This is a genomic window from Paenibacillus sp. LT-B23 (assembly GCF_059417685.1).
Genome location: NZ_JBSQBM010000014.1, coordinates 131,775 through 151,543, shown reverse-complemented (window position 1 = coordinate 151,543; position 19,769 = coordinate 131,775). Strand labels below are relative to the sequence as shown.

The following is a 19,769-nucleotide window of genomic DNA, read 5'->3' as shown; positions in this document are numbered from 1 at the left end:
AAATCACAACCCTCTTACTCATTTTCAAGATGCTTCATATTTATGTAAATTAAAATCTTATGTCATAGAAATGCTCTCTTGTTCGATTTATGGATTGCAGCCATCATCATGAATGGGTACGGTTAACCCGATTAATCAACTACCAAATATTTTTGTGATTGCGTTCACAACTCTCTCCATTTGAAATGGTTTAACAATAAAATCCTTTGCACCTGCCTGAAATGCTTTGATAATCGCTTCTTGCTGACCCAAAGCAGAGCACATTAAAATTTTAGCCTCGGGATCAAGCCCTATAATCTTTTCAACAGCCTCAAGTCCATCCATCTTGGGCATATTGATATCCATGGTGATTAAATCTGGACGAAGGTTCGAGTATTTCAAAACAGCATCATACCCATTTTCCGCCTCCGCAATAACAGAGTGACCCAAATCCAAAAAAATATCCTTAAGCACAGATCGCATAAATAAAGAATCGTCGACGACTATAATTGTTGCCAAGGTAATCTCTCCTGTCGTTTTATATATCATACTTCTTCATTCAGATGCTGACTGCTGAACAAAATGCATATCCAAGTTTCAATATCGGTGAAATAATAACTGAAGTTAATAGAAAAAATCTGTAAAAATAAAAACGCTACCATTGGATTACAAACGGAATTTCAAACTAGATACTATTGAATTAGTTTTCAAAACAGGTTTTCATAATGACGTAAATTATTCCTGTAGGGTGAAGATCATAAAGTACTAGGTATCCACTGGAACCTTAGTACTATATAAGCTGGACTTAAAAGTTCTCTATCGTGCCGTTCCGCAAACGGATGGTGCTTCACTTGTACAGCACCATTCCGCCTACTCCGTTTTCATGTGAATTTACGAACCCGTTTTGATTGACAATTTCTATTTCTTTAGGGATTTCTAGCTTTGGAATATGTAGCCTATATTATAATGTTTCAAATTCAAACCCCCCTATCATACCATGCATTACATCACAAGTAATCCAATCTAATGCATTTTTACTCAATAGCTTCATAACAATTTCTTGTATCTTTACAGGTATGTCTCCTGTTACACAAGATGCTAATTGAATAGATGCAGTGCTACGATCCTCCACGTAAAAACGATGCAAACCCGTTTGATAAATTCTCTCCACTCTTGCCAAATGAACAGCGCCAGTTAGAACATACATAGCATAGCCTGGCTTAATAAGATAAGCCTCACTCGTTTCATAATCAAGTTCTTCCTCTTCCCATACATGAACAATCACAATCTTCTCAAGCACAGCAATGTCTGACATGTTCTTCTCCTCTTTTCTAAAAAATTTTATTTAACCAGATCAAAACTTAACCTATAACCGAGCAAATGTAATTAACAATTCCTTTTGTTAAAAAAAGATTTTTATAAATATTATCGTTTAATATTTATCGTTAAACGATAAATCAATAATAAATATACACTCTTAGACGTTTATCGTCAAATGATTATTTCATAATGCTTACTAACAGGGTAAAATAATTGATAAGAGGTGATTATTTTTGGCGATAAGCATAAAGTTAGAAGAAACATTGGTCAAAGCAGGAATCACAAAAAATGCCTTGGCTCGCGAAGCAAAAGTTCGACCGAACTTAATTTACGATATGTGCGATGGTAAGACAAAACGCATAGATTTGGAAACATTAAGTCATATTCTCGACACATTAGAAGAACTTACAGGTCAGAGACATAACCTGAGCGATGTTCTGGAATATATCCCACGCAACGAAAAAAACGATCACACTCCTGTCTAATGGAGATAGATCGTTTTTTTATGCTCTACATATAGAGATAACTGCTTATAGTAATAAGTAAATATAATAATATCACAGCTTTTTTATAGCTAAATCCATGTTTCAATGACTTTTTCGGTGTGAAATCCACTTTTTTTAACAATGGAATGACTTATTTAAGTATATTCCTCACCTCTTGATGTGCAGATTATCCCCTAAAAACAGCTTTATACAAGCTTTCTTATAAACAAATATAATAATAAAGTTGTAAAATACGACTGACAAGTGTACAATAAAATTAACAAAAAAAAGAAACCAAAGTGTCGCAAAGGCGCCACGGCTTCTTTAAGGTTTTTGCGAAAATAACCGCTTCCCTACCAAGAGCGCGGTTATTTTCTTTTATTTCTATATGTCTGAATCAAGCTAATTATAGAGAGGGTTACGGACAGCAGTTTTACCACTGGCTCTACATACTTCAGAACAATTGTTAACTGCTCTAAAAAGTACGACATGGTTTCGTTGATATTCATCATATCGACCTCCATGCCGTGCGCCTTTGCTCGTTTCATCATATATTATATTCACAAAAAAATCTAATTTTTCAATTTTATATTTTACTAAGGCTCTGATTGTCAAAAGTATATTCAATACTAACGTTATCTGACTGGTGATTTTGGCACGAAAAAAACTTACTCCTACTCAAAGTTCAGGTCTAGATAAGCTTGTAAAAAATACAAACAGGCTGCTAACTCCGCCATTAAATCGTGATAGTCCGTTATTTGGTATTTATTTATTATTGTGTATTTATAACTTGAACTCGAAAGATGCACATTAAAACGAAGTAGCTGGAATGGTGCTGTACAAGCGAAGCGGTCGCTTTTGTCCCCGGATTTCTATCCTCATTATAGGCTTTATTCAAGAAATCCGGGGGCGGGGGCGATGGGAAGCACCATCCAGATGCGCAGTGGCACGATAGGTAACTTTTGAGTTCGGCTTATATAGACATAAAAAACTGACACCGGAGTCGTTCCAATGTCAGTTTACAGTCTTATTCATTCAGGGCCTTTTTCAAAGCCTCCATGTTGTTTTTCATAACGCCAAGGTAGTCGAGGTTCTTCTGCTTGTCTTCATCCGTCAGTCCTTCGAGCGGGTTCAGTACATCGGTTTTTGCACCGATTTCAGTAGCTACAGTCTCAGCAACCTTCGGATCAACAAGGGTTTCAAAGAAAATCGTTTTAACATTATTCTCTTTGGCAAATTTGATAATACCCGCCAGCTTGTCCGGTGTAGGCTCTTGCTCCGGAGATAATCCAGCAATTGGTACTTGGGTCAGGCCATATTGCTTAGCCAAATAACCAAAAGCAGCATGCTGCGTAATAAAGTCTTTACGTTTTACATCTTTCAGACCTGTTTTGAACTCGGTATCCAGCTCTTTCAGCTTGGCGATGTAAGCATCAGCATTTTTCTCATAATCAGCTTTGTTTGCAGAATCTGCAGAGATAAGACCCGCTTTAATGGACTCTACTTCCTTTTGGGCCAAGACTGGATCAAGCCATACATGAGGGTCCAGCACATGATCGTGAGCATGGCCTTCCTCTGCGTGCGCTTCTCCTTCTTCCTCAGCAGTACCTTCCATCAGGTTCAGCCCTTTGCTTGCTTCAACCACAACACGCTTGTCGTTAGACGCGCTGCTCAAAGCCTGCTCTGCCCAGCCTTCCACGATACCGTTATATACAAAAACGTCGGCATCCTTCACCTGTGCCATATCTTTGGCGCTTGGCTCCCAGTCATGCGGCTCCGCACCAGCAGGAATCAGTGCGGTTACAACAGCATGATCTCCAGCGACCTGCTTTGTAAACTCATACATCGGATAAAAAGTGGTAACCACTTTCAGCTTTTTGCCACTGTCCGTCGTTTGTGCCTGATTCGGCTCGGTTTGGGGAGTATTGGTAGCTGTATTATCAGATTTGGCTCCGCAGCCGGACAAAATAAGTACCAGCCCCGCAGACAATACAAATGATTTTTTGAACCATGTATTCATATTCATAACTCCTTTATCTGTTGGTTTTTTATAAAATCACTGGCGTGCTGCATTCTTCTGCCGGGAAGCCTGCTGTTTACCCAGTTTGCGGACCAGCTTTTGAATACCGATTCCCACGATCAGGAATAATAACAGCACCATGGCAATCGTCCCCCCTGGGGGTGTACTCAGTTCATACGAAGCAGTTAAACCCGAAAATACCCCGATCAATGCAGTCACCATAGATATCCAGATGGCTGCGGCAAAGCTCGGTGCAATTCGAATCGCCAATGCAGCCGGTAACACGATCAGTGAGGAGACAAGCAACACACCGACAATCGGCATTGCAGCGGCTACAATCATCCCTGTCAAAATGCTAAACGCAAATGAAATGGATTTGACAGGAAGGCCGTTTGTCTTCGCCGTTTCTTCATCAAAGGTAATCTGATACAAAGGACGCCGGAATACGAAAAAGAAAATACCCCCGATCACAGCCACTGCGATCATCAACATCAGCTCTGTCTGATTAACCGCCACCACTGAACCGAACAAATAAGCGGAAAATCCTTTATTAATACTCTGATTCAGGTTCATTAAAATAACAGCCGTCGATAGGCCGCCTACCATAATAATGGCCACAGAAATCTCACTGTACGTTTTATAAGACCTGCGGACGTATTCAACGATAATCGCTCCGATTATAGCTACGATAAAACCAGTTATCGTCGGATTAATGCCCAGATAGGCACCCGCTGCCACCCCTGCCAGCGATACATGGGATAGCATGTCCGCCATCAGAGCCTGACGCCGCAGCATCAGGTACACTCCAAGCACCGAGGCCAGCAGTGCAATTACCCCACCGGCACAAAATGCCCGCTGCATGAAGTCGTAGTGCAGCATTTCCATCCGCCATCTTCCTTCCTCTCAAGCTCAATAATACGATCCAGATAATGTTGCACTTCCGATAATCCATGGGTAACCATGACTACGGTTCTTCCATATTCCTTAACCTGCTGATTCATCAGATCGTAGAAGTGATGACGGCTTTCTTGATCCATTCCGGTCGTGGGCTCATCCAAAATGAGCAAATCCGATTCCTGCGCGAGCGCTCGTGCCACACAAATGCGCTGCTTCTGTCCACCGGACAGCTCGCCGATTTTACGATGACGCAAATCCCACATACCTACCTGACGAAGCGCCTGCTCTGTCAGATCATGATCCTCGGGCCGCATACGGCGCAACCACGAGCCATGAGTGTATCTTCCGGAACGGACAAACTCCAGAATGGTACTTGGAAATCCACCATTAAAAGCAGCAATTTGCTGCGATACGAATCCGACAACAAGCTTCTTACCCTCACCTGTACGGTCGGACATAAACACCTTGCCCTTCCATGGTTGAAGCAAACCGAGCAACAACTTGAGCATTGTCGATTTGGAAGCCCCATTCGGCCCGGTAATGGCCACAAATTCGCCAGAAAAAATTTCAACATTGGCATCCACCAGATTAGGAACGTCCCCGTAGCCAAATGTAACTTGTTCCAGTGAGGCTAATAACATGACGCAAATCTCCCTTTCCTTTAAAAAGCCTGGAGCCATCTGAACGATTTACCTCCGCGCAGATTCTCCAGGTCGTTTATTCTCATGAAACCATCTACCGTAATTATTACGATTTGATAATAAAAAAACAAGCGTTTGATAAACGTAACCTTTACGCATTAGCAAGTTTAACAGTTTAGGAAAGGTTCGTCAATGTTTTGCAAGTCTTTTGTTCGTTTACTTTACTTTGTCCGGGTATAGGCCGGAAGCCAAGGTTTTCAGCGCAATCGGCGCACGCACCCCTTCAGCCGCTGCGGACAAAGGCAGCACTACAAATCGTTTGTTTTTGATCGCTTCCACACCAGCCAGCGCGGGCTTGCTTAGCAGCAGCTTTTCTTTGTCCGCCAGCGAGGTATCTCCATAATCCAGAATCACAATCACGTCAGGATTACGCTTCACGACTTCTTCCCAGCTTACCTCGGCAAAGCTTTTGTCCACATCATCAAAAATATTTTTAGCTTTCACACTTTTAATCAGCGAGGTCAAATAGTTGTTGGCAGCCGTAAAGGGCTTGTCTTCGCCGCTGTCATATACAAATACCTTTGGCGCTTTTTCTACAGTACCGATCTGAGTCTGAATGGATTCCACTTGTTCACGGATACTGCCTACCAGCTTTTTCGCACGGTCCTCCACCCGGAAAATACGTCCAATATTTAGTATGTCCTGATATACGCCTTCTAATGTGGGACCCGGCTTGTTTGATGATTCCTGTACATAGGTCGGCACGCCCTGTTTGTCAAGCTCCTCACGGGAACCGAGATTTTTGTCGTTAAAGGCACTCTTCCAGCCCGCATAGGCAAAATCCGGCGCAGCGGCCATAAATACCTCTTTGGACGGATACTGCTTGGCCAACACTGGGATTTTATCATATTGAGCTTTATATTCCGGTAAAATGCTATCGTCCAAGTAGGCCGTGCCCACCATGGAGGACTCCAGTCCAAGCGCTAGCATAACCTCCGTCGCGTGCTGATTTAGTGTAATCGCACGTTTGGGCGCTTCGGGAAATACCATTTTAACACCCATATTTTCAAGCTCTACGGATGCTTCCTTTGTCGCCGATTGCGATGCAGCAGGCTGCTGCTCAGTTGCGAATGAACCGGATTTATGAGCCGTGTTCCCGGCTCCGCAGGCTGACAACAACAGCACCATCGCCAATACGAGCATGACAAGCGATATTGAGGATTTTCTATGTTTTTTCATATGCTCTGCTCCTTTTTCATTCAACATAGGTAAAATGACAATAGCTGCATTCTGTTAACGTCATAGATTGTCTCCTCTCCTGAGGGAATCCGGTAAAAAGGTAATACTCGGCTTCCCGGTTTTTGGATGAATGAAGATTTCTGTCTCTACCCCAAATACGCTACGCAGCAGGTCCGGCTGAAGCACATCCTCCGTTATGCCTGAGGCCACTACCTTGCCCTCTTTTAATACATAAATTCGGTCACAATACAATGCCGCCAAATTCAAATCATGCAACGCAGCCAGTGTGGTTACCTGTAGCGCTTTGACCAAATCCAGAATTTGTAGCTGATACCGGATATCCAGATGATTCGTCGGCTCATCCAAAATGAGAAATTTGGCCTGTCCGGCCAAGGCTCTGGCGATCAATACGCGCTGCTTTTCACCGCCGGACAAGGTGGCAAAGCCATGATCCGCCTGAGCATCCATGCCTACGTGCTCCAGCGCTTGCTCGACCAGCTCATGATCGAAGGCAGTGTCTGCTTCCAGTAGTTTCTTATGAGGATGGCGACCCATCAGTACGATGTCCCGTACTGAAAAATCAAACGCTTGGGGGGCGTCCTGACTCACCACTGCCATTTGCCGGGCCGTTTCCTTGTACTTCATCCGCAGCATATCCCGGCCATCCAGCGTAACCCAACCGCTGTCAGGCTTTAGCACACGGTACATGCTTTTGAGCAACGTCGATTTGCCGCTGCCGTTCGGACCGATCAGTCCGACCAGCTCCCCCGCTTTTACCTGGAGGCAGATGCCGTCAATCAGCCGTTTATCGTGAATACTGAAGGTCACGTGTTCGACTTCTATATTCATTTTTCTCCTCCAAACGAGTAGGAACTGCGCCGCAGCAGCCATACAAAGAAGGGTCCTCCACACACAGCCGTCACAATACCAATCGGCAACTCCTGGGGAGCCAGCACGAGCCGGGCACATACGTCTGCCCACACAACAAAGATAGCTCCCGCCAACAGGCTGACGGGGAGAACACGTCGATGATCCGATCCCACCATCAGCCTGATGATGTGCGGAACCATAAGCCCGACAAAGCCAATCGAGCCACTGACAGATACAACTGCCCCGGTTAAAAGGGATGCCACGACAACCAGTAATACCCGGAATGCCTGTACATTCACACCAAGCGTTACCGCGGCCTCTTCACCTGTGAGCAAAGCATTCAGCGCCCGATATCGGGTAAGCAGGACAGCCGTTCCAGCCGCTATAATGAGGCTTGGAATGAAAAGCGTGTCCCATTGCGCCCCTGCCAGACTTCCCATCATCCAATACATTGCATCACGAATACCTTTTTCATTCGGGGCCATCGTGACGATAAAGTTGGTCACAGCCGACAGCATCATGGAAACCGCCACCCCTGCCAACAGCAAGCGGGTCGTCGATATCCGCCCAGCCACACGGGCCAATGCGAATACCATGAGCATGGCAGCAAGCGAGCCTATAAAAGCAGATAAAGGCAACGCAAGTCGTCCGAGAAAGCCGAAAGCCCCAAACACAATCACCAGCGTCGCTGTCACCGAAGCCCCGGACGAGACCCCCAAAATATAAGGATCAGCTAACGAATTACGAATTAAGGCCTGAATAGCCGCACCTGTAACAGCAAGTCCTGCTCCTACGACGACACCTAGCAGCACGCGCGGAAAGCGAATTTCCCAGACGATATATTGCTCCGGCTTTGTCCATGTCACAGGTATCCATTGATCCAGCCAGGGAAGATGGGACAGCGCAATTCGCCATACGGTTCCCGGTGCGACGGCCACGGGGCCAAGCATGACCGCAAGTGTGACCGACAGTACCAACCCGGCAGTCAGCAGCAGCAGAATCGTTGTAAATCGCCAAGCAGGCTTTCCAGCTACGTTAGCGCGAGAATTATGTTTTGACGGATAAACCCTGCTCGTTCCTGACGTCATGAACCAGTCAGTGGCTTTTCGGCCATTTCCAACTTTCTCAAACGTTCTTCGATCTCGAAAGCAGAGAAATTCTCGCCCATAACAACCGCTACATCGTTCACCTGCTTTTGCGGGCGAATCGGAATGATTTCCAGCTCCCGGTAGGCAAACTGGAACATCATCTGACCCTCTGATTCCAGAAAACGCACAATTCCCTTGGCTCGGTAAATTTCAGCAGGCAAACTGCGGAACAACTGTTCAAACTCGGAGCGTGGCACAGGTTGTCCAAAGAAATGCGTATGAACAACTACATGGTCGTAGGAATGATAATGCTCCCCATGTTCGTGGTCATGATCGTGCTCATGGTGATGGTCTGCATGGTCATCATGAGCGTGAGCGTGCAGATGATTTTCCGAATGATGATGATCATTTCCGCTATCGGCTGTGGACTCCTTTTGCCGCGAAACGTCCATACGATCCTCTCCCTGAATGGAGAAAAAAGTATCCGCGTCCACGTCGCTCCGTTGCGTACTCACCGTCAGCGCATACGGATTTAATTCTTTTACGAGGGCCTGTACCTTCTGCAACTCCTCCGCAGCCAATAAATCGGTCTTGTTAATAATCAGCTTGGAAGCGCATCGTAGCTGATCCTGCATCAAGCGATGTGACTTGCTTCTCTCGTTACCCGAGGCAAAATCCAGAAATTGACGCGCATCCACCACCGTAATAACGGATTGTAAAATCATTGAGGAATAGATGGAGGCATCTGTCACCGCATCTACAATTTCCATCGGATTAGCCACTCCGGTACATTCAACGATAATCACGTCCGGCTTATATTCCTCGGCAAGATTCATCAGCTCCACGCCTAAATCTCCGCGAATGGTACAGCATATGCAACCACTAAGCATTTCCTTCATGGGAGCCTGACCGTTCACCAAACTGCCGTCCAAATTAACATCACCCAACTCATTCATCAAAATAGCCGGCTTGAGCCCCTGCCCTTTATAATAAGCCAGCGCATGCTGAAGAAGAGTTGTTTTACCGCTGCCCAGAAATCCGGATAAAACAACAATCGGTATCATAAAATCCTCCTTGTCTTTACAACGTTTTAATAAGGATCGTACCGTAAAAATTTCCTTCTTGCAATCCTTTATCGGATTTTAATCGTAATAATTACTAATAATTTGACTTTCTAAATGCCAGAGTTCTATAATTTGCTTAGGCTTTACTTTAAAATTCCAATTTGGAGGTTATTCCATTGACTATAGTAGAAGATCCACGGATTCCTGTTACCCTTTTGACCGGCTTTTTAGGGGCTGGAAAAACAACGCTGTTAAACCACGTGCTGACTGCCGATCATGGCCAGAAAATTGCCGTTATTGTGAATGAATTTGGCGAGGTGGGCATAGACAATCAACTAGTGATAGGTGCCGACGAAGAAATATTTGAAATGAACAACGGTTGCATCTGCTGTACGGTACGCAGTGATTTGATTGACATTTTGCGCGGATTGCTGGATGCAAAATTCGGTGAAACAGAGCGAAAAATTGACTTTGACCGGGTGCTCATTGAAACGACAGGTCTTGCCGATCCTGCTCCTGTGGCGCAGACCTTTTTTGTAGATGAGATCGTATCGAACTTTTTCAAGCTGGATTCCATCGTAACAGTCGTGGATGCTAAGCATGCTGGGCAACACTTGGATGAGGGACATGAGGCTCAGGAACAGGTTGCCTTTGCGGACGTGCTATTGCTTAACAAAGTTGATCTGGTAGAACCGGAAGATCTGGTTCGGTTGGAAAATCGACTTATTCGTATGAATCCGCACGCCAAAATCTATCGTACCGAGCAATCCGCCATTCAAATGGACCATGTGCTGGGGCTAAATGCATTTGACTTGGATAAAAAGCTGGAAATTGAACCCGGCTTTCTGGAAGAAGAGCATCATGATCATGACGACGACGTATTCTCCATTGCGCTCACAGAAGATCGTCCGCTGGATTTGGACAAGGTCAACGAATTTATTAATGAGTGGCTTGTCGAGCACGGTCCTGACACCTTCCGTTATAAAGGCATTCTGAATTTGCACAATGTCAGCAAACGCGTCATCTTTCAAGGTGTTCATATGCTGTTCGGCACACAGACAGACCGAGCCTGGAAAGAGGATGAGCCGCGCCGCAGTGAAATCGTCATTATCGGCCGAAACCTGGACGAGCAATGGTTCCGCAGCAACTTTGCTTCCTGTGTAGCCGTGTAGCTCACATTCCCATTGAGCACAAAGAACCTCCAATCCCACGGAGCTGTGAGATTCGGAGTTTTTTTGCATAGACAGCTTCTTCCTCCATAGATACAGGCTCTTTTCCCGCTCCCGCTATTTTCAGAAAATGATTCCCCAAATGCAGGTCAACCGAGGCGGGCTGAATCTGCATGTCATGCAGGGGTGATTCAAGCACGATTCAGCGGTCATGTTTGTCCCATTGCAGGCATAGGATGTAGACGAGAACCCTTATTCCCAAGGAGACGTAGAATGAAAAACAGTACGCTGTTGAAGATGCTGCCTTTTATGATTCCGTTTGCCTTTCTCATCCCTGTGCTTGTTACGCTATCTCCCCGGTGGCTTCGTTCGTTAGATATGAGTCAGCTACAGCCGTTAAAAACGGTATTTATGGGTATTTTTCTGGAAGCCGTCCCGTTTCTCCTTATCGGTGTGCTCGTTTCATCCCTTTTGCAATGGCTCGTACCGGAAACATGGATTCGCAAAATAGCACCTGCGCATCCTGTGCCAGGTGTTCTGCTGGCCTCCTTGCTGGGTCTACTGTTTCCCATCTGTGAATGCGGTATGATCCCTGTCGTTCGCCAATTGATGCTCAAGGGAATGCCTGCCTATATGGGCATCACCTTTATTTTAAGCGGGCCGATTATCAATCCTGTGGTGCTGGCTGCGACGATGATGGCGTTTCCTTCCCATCCCGAGGTCACTGCCGTTCGAATGGGGCTGGCCTTTGTCGTTTCTGCGATCATCGGGCTGGTCGTGTATGCCTTTGTGCGTGTGCATCCGCTCAAACGGTCGTTGCTCTCTTTTAACCAGCAAAAACAGAACAACCAGACTCATCGGCATAATCGCACATGGCGGGGCTTTTTTGTACATGCTGGCGACGAGTTTTTGGACATGAGTAAATATCTCATTATCGGTGCGTTGCTGACAGCCTGCATCCAGACCTTTATCCCGCGTGATGAAATGCTTTCGTTAAGCGGTGGAACGGCTGGCTCGTACGCCTTTATGATGGGCTTTGCCTACGTCCTGTCGCTATGCTCCACCTCCGATGCCTTCGTCGCTACTGCTTTTTCGCATACCTTTACACTGGGGCCGCTGGCATCCTTTCTTGTGCTTGGCCCGATGCTGGATTTCAAAGGCACGCTCATGCTGCTAAGCACCTTCCGCACCAAATTTGTCGCCGTCCTGTGCTTGCTCATTGTTTCGCTTGTCCTGGTGGGCTCTATAGCTGCTGAATGGTTGTTGGGGAGGTGATTACGAACGTGAATTCAACCTTTAGTATCCGCTGGCAGTATGGCATGCGCTCCTTGCTCATGATTGGATTGGCTGTGTATATCATCACATCGAGTCAATCGAATTCCCTTCATTACTACTTGGCTCCGCAAATGCAAAAGCTGCTCCTGCTCTGCCCCGTACCCCTGCTGTTTATCGCCTTGGCTATGGCGTGGCACGGCATAGCCGGGGAGCAGGAAGGCGAGGATTTATGTGATTGTGAGCATCCGTTGCCACAAAGCTGGGTCAAAAAAACACTTGTATACGGAATGCTGCTCATTCCGCTGCTATTCGGTTCTCTGCTGCCCAATCAGGCGCTCGGCAGTGACATGGCGGCCAAAAAAGGCATGTCCTTCACGTATCCCAACCCGGATATCCGGCGCAAAACAGATATACAGACCACAAAAGCACCGGAAGTCTCTATGTTATCAACCGCATCTTCTACTCCAGCTTCACTCCCTTCAGGGGGAAAATGGAGTCAGGAAACGCTGGATAAGCTGTTCGTTCCACCTGATAAATACAACGTAGAATTTGCCGAGCTGGCGAAACGTCTGTACCAGCAGCCGACCATACAGATCAAACCGGAGATTTTTTCCGAAACCATTGGAGCCATCGAATTGTATAAGCCCGCTTTTGAAGGAAAAAAAGTGCAGGTGACAGGCTTTGTCTATAAAGACGGCAGCTTGCCGGGCAATGGTCTGTTTGCGGTAGGAAGGTTCCTCGTTATGTGCTGTACTGCCGATGCCATGCCTTTCGGGATCATCGTCCAATCAAAGAAGGCACCATCCTTTGGCAAGGATACGTGGGTGACTATTGAAGGAACATTACATGCCACACAAAAAGGCAATGTACCCGTACTCGAAATTCGATCCGAGAAAATAACCGCTGTCGCGCAGCCGGAATCCCCCTATGTTTATACTCAGGCCGACTCGGTAGCCACCTTTGATCGCTTGAATGCAGCACACTAAACTTATTAAGGAGGAAGAATGATGAACAAGGTTCCTGTGATTTTAATCAGCGGTTTTCTTGGAAGTGGCAAAACAACACTACTTCTGCGCCTGTTGGCACATACCCGCCAAATTCCGATCCGTCCCGCTGTATTAATGAACGAAATGGGTGAATACGATGTAGATGGTGCCATCATTTCTGAAGAAATGCCTGACGTATCGGTCGAGGGACTGCTGGAGGGCTGCATTTGTTGCAGCAAAAGAAATGAACTGGCAGGCGCTCTGCACGCCCTGCTCAGTCAGGAGCCGGATCTGATCTTCATGGAAACCACCGGGGTAGCCAACCCTGAGCAAGTGCTGGAGGAGCTTCGTTCCCCGCTGCTGGCAGATCGGCTGTATCTGGTTCACAGCATCAGTGTTGTGGACGCTGAGCTTTTTCACGAATACAACAGCCGCTTCACCGCGGATAAGGAGCTGGTTCGAACCCTGCATGGGCAGCTTCGCACCGCAGACTTCATTGTGGTGAACAAGACGGATGCCGCAAGTAGCCATAAAGTGACGAAGGTCGTCAAGAGCATCCGCAAGCTCAACGATACGGCCAAGCTGCAAACCGCTGAATATAGCCGGGTTGACCTCGAACCACTGCTAGAGCCTGTTCTGGCTTCCGTATCCGTTGCCGCAAAACCTGTACAGGTAACTCAACCCACATCAGCACAGACGCAGCGAATCGATGCAGCCGCAGCGTCCATCCCTGTTTCCTCCAAAAGTATCGGACGACCTGGCAATATCTCCAGAAGTACGGCATTCAAAGTCATTTCTACGCACAGTCATAGCCATAACCACGATGCCAACCAACCCCATTCGTTTTCCCGTCTAGAGAGCTTAACACTGCATCAATATTCTCCACAGCCGCTGGAAAAGAAACGATTGGAAAGTTTCCTGACCGGGCTTGGTTCCTCGCTGCTTCGGGCAAAAGGCTATTGCGTGCTTCCGCACGAAGGTACAATGCTTTTGCAATATTCAGGCAGTCACCTGGAGTGGCAACCCACTGCGCTCCCCGTGAGCCAGGGGTATGTCACGCTCATTGGGGAGCAGCTTGACAAAGCATCCATTGCCGACCAATGGGAGCAGTGCTTTATTTCGCTTTAACAGACAGGTCTGGATTAAGACAAAAAAAACCTCCTGCAGATGCGAGGCCACTGAAAAAGTCCTAAAAAGACAACTTTCTTGATTTTTTTAAAGAAGGTTGTCTTTTTTTCGTTATACTGAAGGTACCCTAACCAAGGCTGGTGATTCGCATGCTTCCGGAGCAGCAAACCTTCATTCTGAGTCCCTATACGGAGCTCTATCAAATTCTCATTCCCCAGGAGCATGTACTGCGGAAAATGAATGAACTCGTAGACTTTCATTTTATCTATGAGGAGCTTCAACATACGTACTGCCAGAACAACGGTCGCCCAGCGGTAGACCCCGTGCGGATGTTTAAATATCTGCTGCTCAAATGCATGCATGACTTGTCCGATGTGGATCTCGTGGAACGAACTAAAACGGACCTTGCTTTTAAGTTTTTTCTACATATGGCTCCAGAAGAAAACGTGATCGATCCCAGCCTGTTAACCAAATTCCGCAAGTTGCGTTTGGGCGGAACCGACCTGCTGGATTTGTTGATCGGAAAAGCCGTGGAGCTTGCTGTGGCTCAAGGCGTTCTTCTCAGCACTTCCGTGATTGTAGATGCGACGCATACCCAAGCGCGCTACAGCCAAAAATCACCACAGGAGGTTCTGCGCACACGTTCCAAACAGTTGCGTAAAGCCATGTATGCTCACGATGAATCCATGAAAGACGTCTTCCCTTCCAAGCCCACAACCGATGTGTTAGAAAATGAGTTGAACTACTGCCAAAAACTCATGCACGTGATTGAACAGGACGGTCGTTTTACGGGCCTTCCGAGTGTATCCGAAAAGCTGAACATGTTAAAAGAAACCGTGGAGGACGATTTGGAACAACTTCAGATGTCCACCGATCCAGACGCCAAAGTCGGCCACAAAAGTGCAGATCATTCCTTTTTTGGCTACAAAACGCATCTGGCGATGAGTGAAGAAGGTATTATAACAGCAGCCGTCGTGACCACAGGAGAGAAACCGGACGGAAAGCAGTTGAAGCAGTTGGTGGAACAGAGTCAACGGGCAGGAATGAATGTCAAAACGGTAATTGGAGACATGGCCTACTCGGAGAAAGATAATTTAATCTACACGACCCAAGAAGAGATTGCGCTGATTTCCCGGTTAAATCCGTTGGTCACCCAAGGCAACCGAAAGAAAGAAGATGAATTTGAGTTTAATAAAGATGCAGGAATATATGTATGCAAAGCAGGACATCTGGCAATTCGGCGAGCCAGACAGGGGAAGAAGAACCAGGGCAAAAATCAAGTGGATACGTACTATTTTGATGTAGAGAAATGCAAGCGATGTCCCTTACGTGAAGGATGTTACAAAGAAGGCGCGAAGAGCAAAACCTACTCAGTGAGTCTCAAGAGCCACGAACATCTGGAACAGTTAGCTTTTCAAGAAAGCGATGAGTTTAAGGAAAAGGCCAAAGAACGATACAAGATTGAGGCCAAACATAGTGAATTGAAGCACAGACACGGGTACGATGTTGCATCGTCCTCGGGTCTGCAAAGTATGCAATTGCAAGGAGCCATGGCCATGTTCACGGTTAATTTGAAACGAATATTGAAGCTCATGGGCAGTAAGAACAAGGAATGAGAGGTAAGGAAGGACGAAAAAACAACAGCGATCCTCCAATTTTTCGGAGGATCGCTGTTGTTTTTTCTACTTTCTCACGGTGTAAATACAGGAAACCAAGTTTTTCAGTGGCCTCGCAGATGCAAGAGGTTTTTTTAAAAAGCGATGTTCACGAATTATTTGTATAATCCGTGAGCATAACGCACGTCTTGTTTTAAAGGTTATATTTTTTGTTAAAGCGATCCACACGTCCACCGATATCCACGTTTCTTTGTTTACCAGTGAAGAACGGGTGGGAAGCGGAGCTGGTATCTACACGGATAACCGGGTATGTGTTGCCGTCTTCCCATTCCATCGTTTCTTGGGAATACTTAGTGGAAGCACTCAGGAAAGAGAATCCACAGCTAGGGTCCAAAAAGATAACTTTGTTCAATGTTGGATGAAGATCTTTTTTCATATTATTCACCTAAGCTTTCATATCATTTTTATTGGTTCAAACTCAAACGTACTGGCGCAATACTCCATCAGTTGGCAAAAGGAACGGTTATGTCCCAGAAAAAAAGACGACAGATCGTAACGGTTGCGCTCAAGTTCGTAAACGACAAGCAAACGATGCCGCATATATCGCATCGCCCATTGCACGAACGCCCCCGATCTTTCGTCAGCCTTCATCGTTATATAAGCATATAGTGAATGGTCTTCCGGCTCGTCCCAAATGCTGACACCAGCACAGGAGAATTCGGTAGCCACGTGCTTTCGATTCAAAAGGCAAAGCGTACCATACAGCTCGGCATCTATCGTACAGCTATGAAAAAAGGCCGTTTGCTTAGGTGCAAGCTTTATCTTTGGACGCTCTATCCACTGGACTAATTCAAGTTTTCGCCGGTTCCATAACGCAGGCTTTTGCAAACTTAACACGATTTCTTCATCATGAAGTGGAGAGACCATGCCATGGCTCCTTTCATGAAGCCCTGTACTCAGTAGAATTCAGGCTCCGTTCAGGATGCAAAACAATTCAGGTTGCTATGTAGCAAGCCCCAAATTATCTAGTTTCACGATGGATCGTGTACTTTTTCAGACGCGGAGAGTATTTTTTCATTTCAAGACGCTCCGGATGATTTCTTTTGTTCTTGGTTGTTGTATAGTTGCGGTCACCAGATTCGGTGCATGCCAAGGTAACAATTACGCGCATTTCTCTTCCTCCTTAAATGGAATACATGGTATACAATTACAATAGTAATTTTTACGATTAGTTCTATTTTATAATTCATGGTGCTCTTTGTCAACCTTTGACTGACGGTTTATCGCTTCTTCTACTGTATTCCAGCGATTACGGTACTGTGCCAGCTTCGGATGAAGTTCTAATGGTTCAGTCGAAAGTACCAATCTGATATTTCTGATCCATTCATCGAACGAGGCATAGGATGCGCACAAATTAGCAGTTTCAGGACTCATATACAGAAAAAGCGGGCGAGTATACTTTTCCGCCAGAAAACGGATTGCTGCTTCAATCGGCGTATACTTTTTGCGTTTACCTTCCCAGCTCTCAATTACGACAGCACTCAAAGCCTGTTCCCGCTGCCACTCCCCAAGGTCGTCCACCCGCTTGTAATACGAGCGAACCGGCTGCTTCCACATTCTTCTGACTGTTTCCTCATGTAACGGGTATAGTACCAGCTTTTTAAAGGATAACGCAACTCCTGTTTTAGCAAAAAGCTCCAGTTCCCTGGCTGTAATCTGCTCAAACGTATCATAATAGATCATAGTCCCTTTATGCGTCTCGACTGGAGGCTCATAGCCATAGGGTACATATTGAAGGTTTCTTGTCATGCCGGACACTCCATCCTTCCGTAGATGAACTTTTCCTTCTATATTATACCCTTGTTTTGGCATGAGTTTGCATAAAATGTTTATCCTTGCTGGGCAGCAGTCGTATTGCGGCGTGGGCCCCGGCGAAACTGCAAAGCATAAAGTCCCATGGTTGTGAGCGCAATCAGCGCAAGAACCGTAAATATATTGCTAAAATTGAACACCTGCACGTTGGTTACGACAGGATTCAGATGAAAGGTAGACGAGGTATCTAGCGTTTTACCCAAAATACTGGTCGTCACTGCACCGGAAATAAAATTCAGCAGAGACAGCAGCCCCATTCCAACACCAATCTGATCCCTCGACAAGGTACGGGAAATCGTGTTAGACATGGCAATCTGCATGAAGGTCTGGCCCACGTTGCCGAAAATGAGCAAAAATAAAATGAGATACGGAGACGCACCCACAAAGGTAGACAAGCTGACAAAGCAGATAAACATAAGCGTAACTGCTGTGTAGACTAGAAATGAATTTCCTTTGCTATCGGCCAAACGCCCTCCCCTTTTACCAAGCAACGCCGACGCAATGGCAGCGGGAAACATAATCAATCCAATCGTTGCAGGCGTAAGCTGATTGAGACTGTTCAGAAACTGCGGTGCCAGGTATGGCAGCCCAAAACTGACCCCTGCTCCCAAAAAGGCGATAAACAATCCGTAAGAATATTGCTTGTTGCGGAACAGCTTGGGCTGAATGAATGGATCTTTAGCGGTGGCGATCCGCCATATAAACAGAGCAAACAGCACAATACCGACCAGAAAAAATATAATACTACTTTGCGAAATGGAAAGTAGTAAGAAGGCTACCGTTCCGCCCAGCAGCAATCCACCCAGAAAATCAAATTTCTGATTCTCTCCCCGCTGGTCGTCCAAATATTTGCGAAAGAACGGCAAGGCGATAAGCGGCAGCATGGAAATAACGAACAAAAAGCGCCAGCTTGCAAAGCCTGTAATCAAACCGGATATAATCGGAGCCAGTGCCGTACCCAGGGCCAAGCCAATTGCTGTAACGCCCAAGGCGCGTCCTCTTTTTTCAGCAGAGAAATAACGGACAGGAACGATCATAGCCGTTGCCGGGATGACAGCAGCCCCTGCGGCCTGAAGCAAACGAGCTACAATCAGCATCCAAAATTGATTGGCCAACAGACCAATAAGCGAACCTAACGCAAAAAAGATAATCCCAAACGTCAGTAAATCCTTAAGGCGGTATTTATCCGCCAACTTACCGTAGGTCACTGAGCCAACCGCATACACAATCATATAACCGGTTAACAGCCAGCTCACATCGGAAGCACTAATATGAAACTCCTCGCGAATCACAGGCATGACTACATTAAACATAAAGGCATTCATCACTGAAAAAACAAGTGTGAAGGCCAACACACGCATAAGCTTATCCGCATTGGGGTAAGTTTGTTCTTTTACCATCTGGTCTCTCCCTCTCCTGAAAAAACTATCTATGCTGCAGAGTTTTCTATAGCCACTCTCAGTCGGATGATGCTTCCCATCGCCACCGCTTCGCTTTGTACAACACCATCCCGCCTACTCCGTTTTGATGTTCACTTTTCAAGTTCAGCTTATACAGGAATTTTCTCTATATATCCATTCAAACACGGGCGTTCGCAGGACGGTAATCGTGAAGTATTTTTTTCAAAAGACCTCGAAGAGCCTCTAACTCCCCCACAGATAACGTTTCACCTACCGAACCTTTAACTTTCTCAACCGTATGCTCAGCTATCTTGTGAATTTTCAAGCCTTCCTCAGTCAAATAAATCTGCTTCATACGCGCATCTTGCGGGTGATTTTTGCGTACTGCCCAATTTTTCTTAACGATCCCGTTTACCAGGCTGGTGACGCTTGATTTATCTATAAGCAGCAGCTTTTCCAAATCCGTATTGGTCACTCCAGGCGACATTGCCAGTATATAAAGCGTCTGCGATTGCGGGGAGGTAAGCCCCAAAGGACGCAACGCCGTCTCAATCTCGCGCCGGACTGTAGTGAAAATCCATTTAATTAAATACATCGTACTCTCTTCCTCCCAGGGAAGACAAACGGGATACACCTCACTTCCCATGTGGTTGCTAACCTCAATAATCATTGGATTTTAATAGTTTGAATTCCAACTAATTTTAAACAGTCGCCTATCTA

Annotated in this window: 22 protein-coding genes; 6 read left to right on the top strand and 16 right to left on the bottom strand. The window is 46.0% G+C overall.

Annotated features, from left to right (window positions below; all coding sequences use genetic code 11):
• Window positions 1-135 precede the first annotated feature (135 nt).
• Window positions 136-498: a response regulator gene (locus ACWXW9_RS18470; RefSeq protein WP_025683614.1), complete on the bottom strand. Its 363-nt coding sequence runs from the start codon at window positions 496-498 to the stop codon at window positions 136-138.
• A 442-nt stretch (window positions 499-940) separates the two neighbouring features.
• Complete coding sequence (locus tag ACWXW9_RS18465; RefSeq protein ID WP_494930578.1) at window positions 941-1,294, bottom strand: hypothetical protein; 354 nt, start codon at window positions 1,292-1,294, stop codon at window positions 941-943.
• Window positions 1,295-1,532: 238 nt separating this feature from the next.
• Here ACWXW9_RS18465 and ACWXW9_RS18460 point away from each other — a divergent pair, with 238 nt between their 5' ends.
• Window positions 1,533-1,784, top strand: coding sequence for a helix-turn-helix domain-containing protein (locus ACWXW9_RS18460; protein WP_494930577.1), 252 nt, complete (start codon window positions 1,533-1,535; stop codon window positions 1,782-1,784).
• A 1,027-nt stretch (window positions 1,785-2,811) separates the two neighbouring features.
• Here ACWXW9_RS18460 and ACWXW9_RS18455 read toward each other — a convergent pair.
• The 7 genes from ACWXW9_RS18455 to ACWXW9_RS18425 form a co-directional block, all read right to left on the bottom strand.
• The gene (locus tag ACWXW9_RS18455) at window positions 2,812-3,804 is read right to left on the bottom strand and encodes a metal ABC transporter substrate-binding protein (RefSeq protein WP_494930576.1); all 993 of its coding nucleotides are present in this window, start codon (window positions 3,802-3,804) and stop codon (window positions 2,812-2,814) included.
• 36 nt (window positions 3,805-3,840) lie between these two features.
• Entirely contained in the window at window positions 3,841-4,689 is an 849-nt protein-coding gene (locus tag ACWXW9_RS18450; RefSeq protein WP_014281343.1) for a metal ABC transporter permease, read from the bottom strand.
• Window positions 4,635-5,342: a metal ABC transporter ATP-binding protein gene (locus ACWXW9_RS18445; protein WP_025685519.1), complete on the bottom strand. Its 708-nt coding sequence runs from the start codon at window positions 5,340-5,342 to the stop codon at window positions 4,635-4,637. Before ACWXW9_RS18445 ends, ACWXW9_RS18450 begins: the two co-directional genes overlap by 55 nt.
• Window positions 5,343-5,558: 216 nt before the next feature.
• Entirely contained in the window at window positions 5,559-6,581 is a 1,023-nt protein-coding gene (locus ACWXW9_RS18440) for an ABC transporter substrate-binding protein (RefSeq protein WP_494930575.1), read from the bottom strand.
• Between the two features lie 60 nt (window positions 6,582-6,641).
• On the bottom strand, window positions 6,642-7,430 hold the full coding sequence (locus ACWXW9_RS18435) for an ABC transporter ATP-binding protein (RefSeq protein WP_494930574.1): 789 nt from the start codon (window positions 7,428-7,430) through the stop codon (window positions 6,642-6,644).
• Window positions 7,427-8,539 (bottom strand): FecCD family ABC transporter permease, encoded by a 1,113-nt coding sequence (locus tag ACWXW9_RS18430; protein ID WP_494930573.1) that lies wholly within the window; start codon window positions 8,537-8,539, stop codon window positions 7,427-7,429. The genes ACWXW9_RS18435 and ACWXW9_RS18430 overlap by 4 nt, the downstream gene beginning before the upstream one ends.
• The gene (locus ACWXW9_RS18425; RefSeq protein WP_494930572.1) at window positions 8,536-9,603 is read right to left on the bottom strand and encodes a CobW family GTP-binding protein; all 1,068 of its coding nucleotides are present in this window, start codon (window positions 9,601-9,603) and stop codon (window positions 8,536-8,538) included. Before ACWXW9_RS18425 ends, ACWXW9_RS18430 begins: the two co-directional genes overlap by 4 nt.
• 176 nt (window positions 9,604-9,779) lie before the next feature.
• Here ACWXW9_RS18425 and ACWXW9_RS18420 point away from each other — a divergent pair, with 176 nt between their 5' ends.
• A complete protein-coding gene (locus ACWXW9_RS18420) occupies window positions 9,780-10,775 on the top strand; it encodes a CobW family GTP-binding protein (RefSeq protein ID WP_494930571.1) in 996 nt (331 codons plus the stop codon).
• 1 nt (window position 10,776) lies between these two features.
• Here the strand turns inward: ACWXW9_RS18420 and ACWXW9_RS18415 are convergent, their stop codons facing one another.
• Window positions 10,777-10,971 carry a hypothetical protein gene (locus ACWXW9_RS18415; RefSeq protein ID WP_494930570.1) on the bottom strand — a complete coding sequence of 65 codons (195 nt, stop codon included), beginning with the start codon at window positions 10,969-10,971 and terminating at the stop codon, window positions 10,777-10,779.
• Between the two features lie 74 nt (window positions 10,972-11,045).
• On the opposite strand from ACWXW9_RS18415, the gene ACWXW9_RS18410 reads away from it, so the two are divergent.
• The 4 genes from ACWXW9_RS18410 (at window position 11,046) to ACWXW9_RS18395 (ending at window position 15,777) form a co-directional block, all read left to right on the top strand.
• The gene (locus tag ACWXW9_RS18410) at window positions 11,046-12,047 is read left to right on the top strand and encodes a permease (protein WP_494930569.1); all 1,002 of its coding nucleotides are present in this window, start codon (window positions 11,046-11,048) and stop codon (window positions 12,045-12,047) included.
• A gap of 8 nt (window positions 12,048-12,055) precedes the next feature.
• Window positions 12,056-13,033 (top strand): TIGR03943 family putative permease subunit, encoded by a 978-nt coding sequence (locus tag ACWXW9_RS18405; RefSeq protein ID WP_494930568.1) that lies wholly within the window; start codon window positions 12,056-12,058, stop codon window positions 13,031-13,033.
• A gap of 18 nt (window positions 13,034-13,051) precedes the next feature.
• Complete coding sequence (locus tag ACWXW9_RS18400; RefSeq protein ID WP_494930567.1) at window positions 13,052-14,161, top strand: CobW family GTP-binding protein; 1,110 nt, start codon at window positions 13,052-13,054, stop codon at window positions 14,159-14,161.
• A 149-nt stretch (window positions 14,162-14,310) separates the two neighbouring features.
• Window positions 14,311-15,777 (top strand): IS1182 family transposase, encoded by a 1,467-nt coding sequence (locus tag ACWXW9_RS18395; RefSeq protein ID WP_494930566.1) that lies wholly within the window; start codon window positions 14,311-14,313, stop codon window positions 15,775-15,777.
• 193 nt (window positions 15,778-15,970) lie between these two features.
• On the opposite strand, the gene ACWXW9_RS18390 is transcribed toward ACWXW9_RS18395, so the two are convergent.
• The 6 genes from ACWXW9_RS18390 to ACWXW9_RS18365 form a co-directional block, all read right to left on the bottom strand.
• Complete coding sequence (locus ACWXW9_RS18390) at window positions 15,971-16,213, bottom strand: type B 50S ribosomal protein L31 (RefSeq protein ID WP_014281334.1); 243 nt, start codon at window positions 16,211-16,213, stop codon at window positions 15,971-15,973.
• A gap of 17 nt (window positions 16,214-16,230) precedes the next feature.
• Window positions 16,231-16,704 carry a hypothetical protein gene (locus tag ACWXW9_RS18385; protein WP_494930565.1) on the bottom strand — a complete coding sequence of 158 codons (474 nt, stop codon included), beginning with the start codon at window positions 16,702-16,704 and terminating at the stop codon, window positions 16,231-16,233.
• 94 nt (window positions 16,705-16,798) lie between these two features.
• Window positions 16,799-16,948, bottom strand: coding sequence for a 50S ribosomal protein L33 (rpmG, locus tag ACWXW9_RS18380; RefSeq protein WP_007430271.1), 150 nt, complete (start codon window positions 16,946-16,948; stop codon window positions 16,799-16,801).
• Between the two features lie 68 nt (window positions 16,949-17,016).
• Complete coding sequence (locus ACWXW9_RS18375) at window positions 17,017-17,586, bottom strand: hypothetical protein (protein WP_494930564.1); 570 nt, start codon at window positions 17,584-17,586, stop codon at window positions 17,017-17,019.
• An 80-nt stretch (window positions 17,587-17,666) separates the two neighbouring features.
• Window positions 17,667-19,049, bottom strand: coding sequence for an MFS transporter (locus ACWXW9_RS18370; protein WP_494930563.1), 1,383 nt, complete (start codon window positions 19,047-19,049; stop codon window positions 17,667-17,669).
• Between the two features lie 178 nt (window positions 19,050-19,227).
• Window positions 19,228-19,695, bottom strand: coding sequence for a MarR family winged helix-turn-helix transcriptional regulator (locus ACWXW9_RS18365; RefSeq protein WP_494930613.1), 468 nt, complete (start codon window positions 19,693-19,695; stop codon window positions 19,228-19,230).
• Window positions 19,696-19,769 lie beyond the last annotated feature (74 nt).

Excerpts from the sequence above, each read along its gene's own strand:
- ACWXW9_RS18465 (WP_494930578.1), bottom strand. The coding sequence starts at position 1,294 with ATGTCAGACATTGCTGTGCTTGAGAAGATTGTGATTGTTCATGTATGG.
- ACWXW9_RS18455 (WP_494930576.1), bottom strand. The coding sequence starts at position 3,804 with ATGAATACATGGTTCAAAAAATCATTTGTATTGTCTGCGGGGCTGGTA.
- ACWXW9_RS18450 (WP_014281343.1), bottom strand. The coding sequence starts at position 4,689 with ATGGAAATGCTGCACTACGACTTCATGCAGCGGGCATTTTGTGCCGGT.
- ACWXW9_RS18445 (WP_025685519.1), bottom strand. The coding sequence starts at position 5,342 with ATGTTATTAGCCTCACTGGAACAAGTTACATTTGGCTACGGGGACGTT.
- ACWXW9_RS18440 (WP_494930575.1), bottom strand. The coding sequence starts at position 6,581 with ATGAAAAAACATAGAAAATCCTCAATATCGCTTGTCATGCTCGTATTG.
- ACWXW9_RS18435 (WP_494930574.1), bottom strand. The coding sequence starts at position 7,430 with ATGAATATAGAAGTCGAACACGTGACCTTCAGTATTCACGATAAACGG.
- ACWXW9_RS18430 (WP_494930573.1), bottom strand. The coding sequence starts at position 8,539 with ATGACGTCAGGAACGAGCAGGGTTTATCCGTCAAAACATAATTCTCGC.
- ACWXW9_RS18425 (WP_494930572.1), bottom strand. The coding sequence starts at position 9,603 with ATGATACCGATTGTTGTTTTATCCGGATTTCTGGGCAGCGGTAAAACA.
- ACWXW9_RS18410 (WP_494930569.1), top strand. The coding sequence starts at position 11,046 with ATGAAAAACAGTACGCTGTTGAAGATGCTGCCTTTTATGATTCCGTTT.
- ACWXW9_RS18400 (WP_494930567.1), top strand. The coding sequence starts at position 13,052 with ATGATGAACAAGGTTCCTGTGATTTTAATCAGCGGTTTTCTTGGAAGT.
- ACWXW9_RS18395 (WP_494930566.1), top strand. The coding sequence starts at position 14,311 with ATGCTTCCGGAGCAGCAAACCTTCATTCTGAGTCCCTATACGGAGCTC.
- ACWXW9_RS18390 (WP_014281334.1), bottom strand. The coding sequence starts at position 16,213 with ATGAAAAAAGATCTTCATCCAACATTGAACAAAGTTATCTTTTTGGAC.
- ACWXW9_RS18385 (WP_494930565.1), bottom strand. The coding sequence starts at position 16,704 with ATGGTCTCTCCACTTCATGATGAAGAAATCGTGTTAAGTTTGCAAAAG.
- rpmG (WP_007430271.1), bottom strand. The coding sequence starts at position 16,948 with ATGCGCGTAATTGTTACCTTGGCATGCACCGAATCTGGTGACCGCAAC.
- ACWXW9_RS18375 (WP_494930564.1), bottom strand. The coding sequence starts at position 17,586 with ATGACAAGAAACCTTCAATATGTACCCTATGGCTATGAGCCTCCAGTC.
- ACWXW9_RS18370 (WP_494930563.1), bottom strand. The coding sequence starts at position 19,049 with ATGGTAAAAGAACAAACTTACCCCAATGCGGATAAGCTTATGCGTGTG.
- ACWXW9_RS18365 (WP_494930613.1), bottom strand. The coding sequence starts at position 19,695 with ATGGGAAGTGAGGTGTATCCCGTTTGTCTTCCCTGGGAGGAAGAGAGT.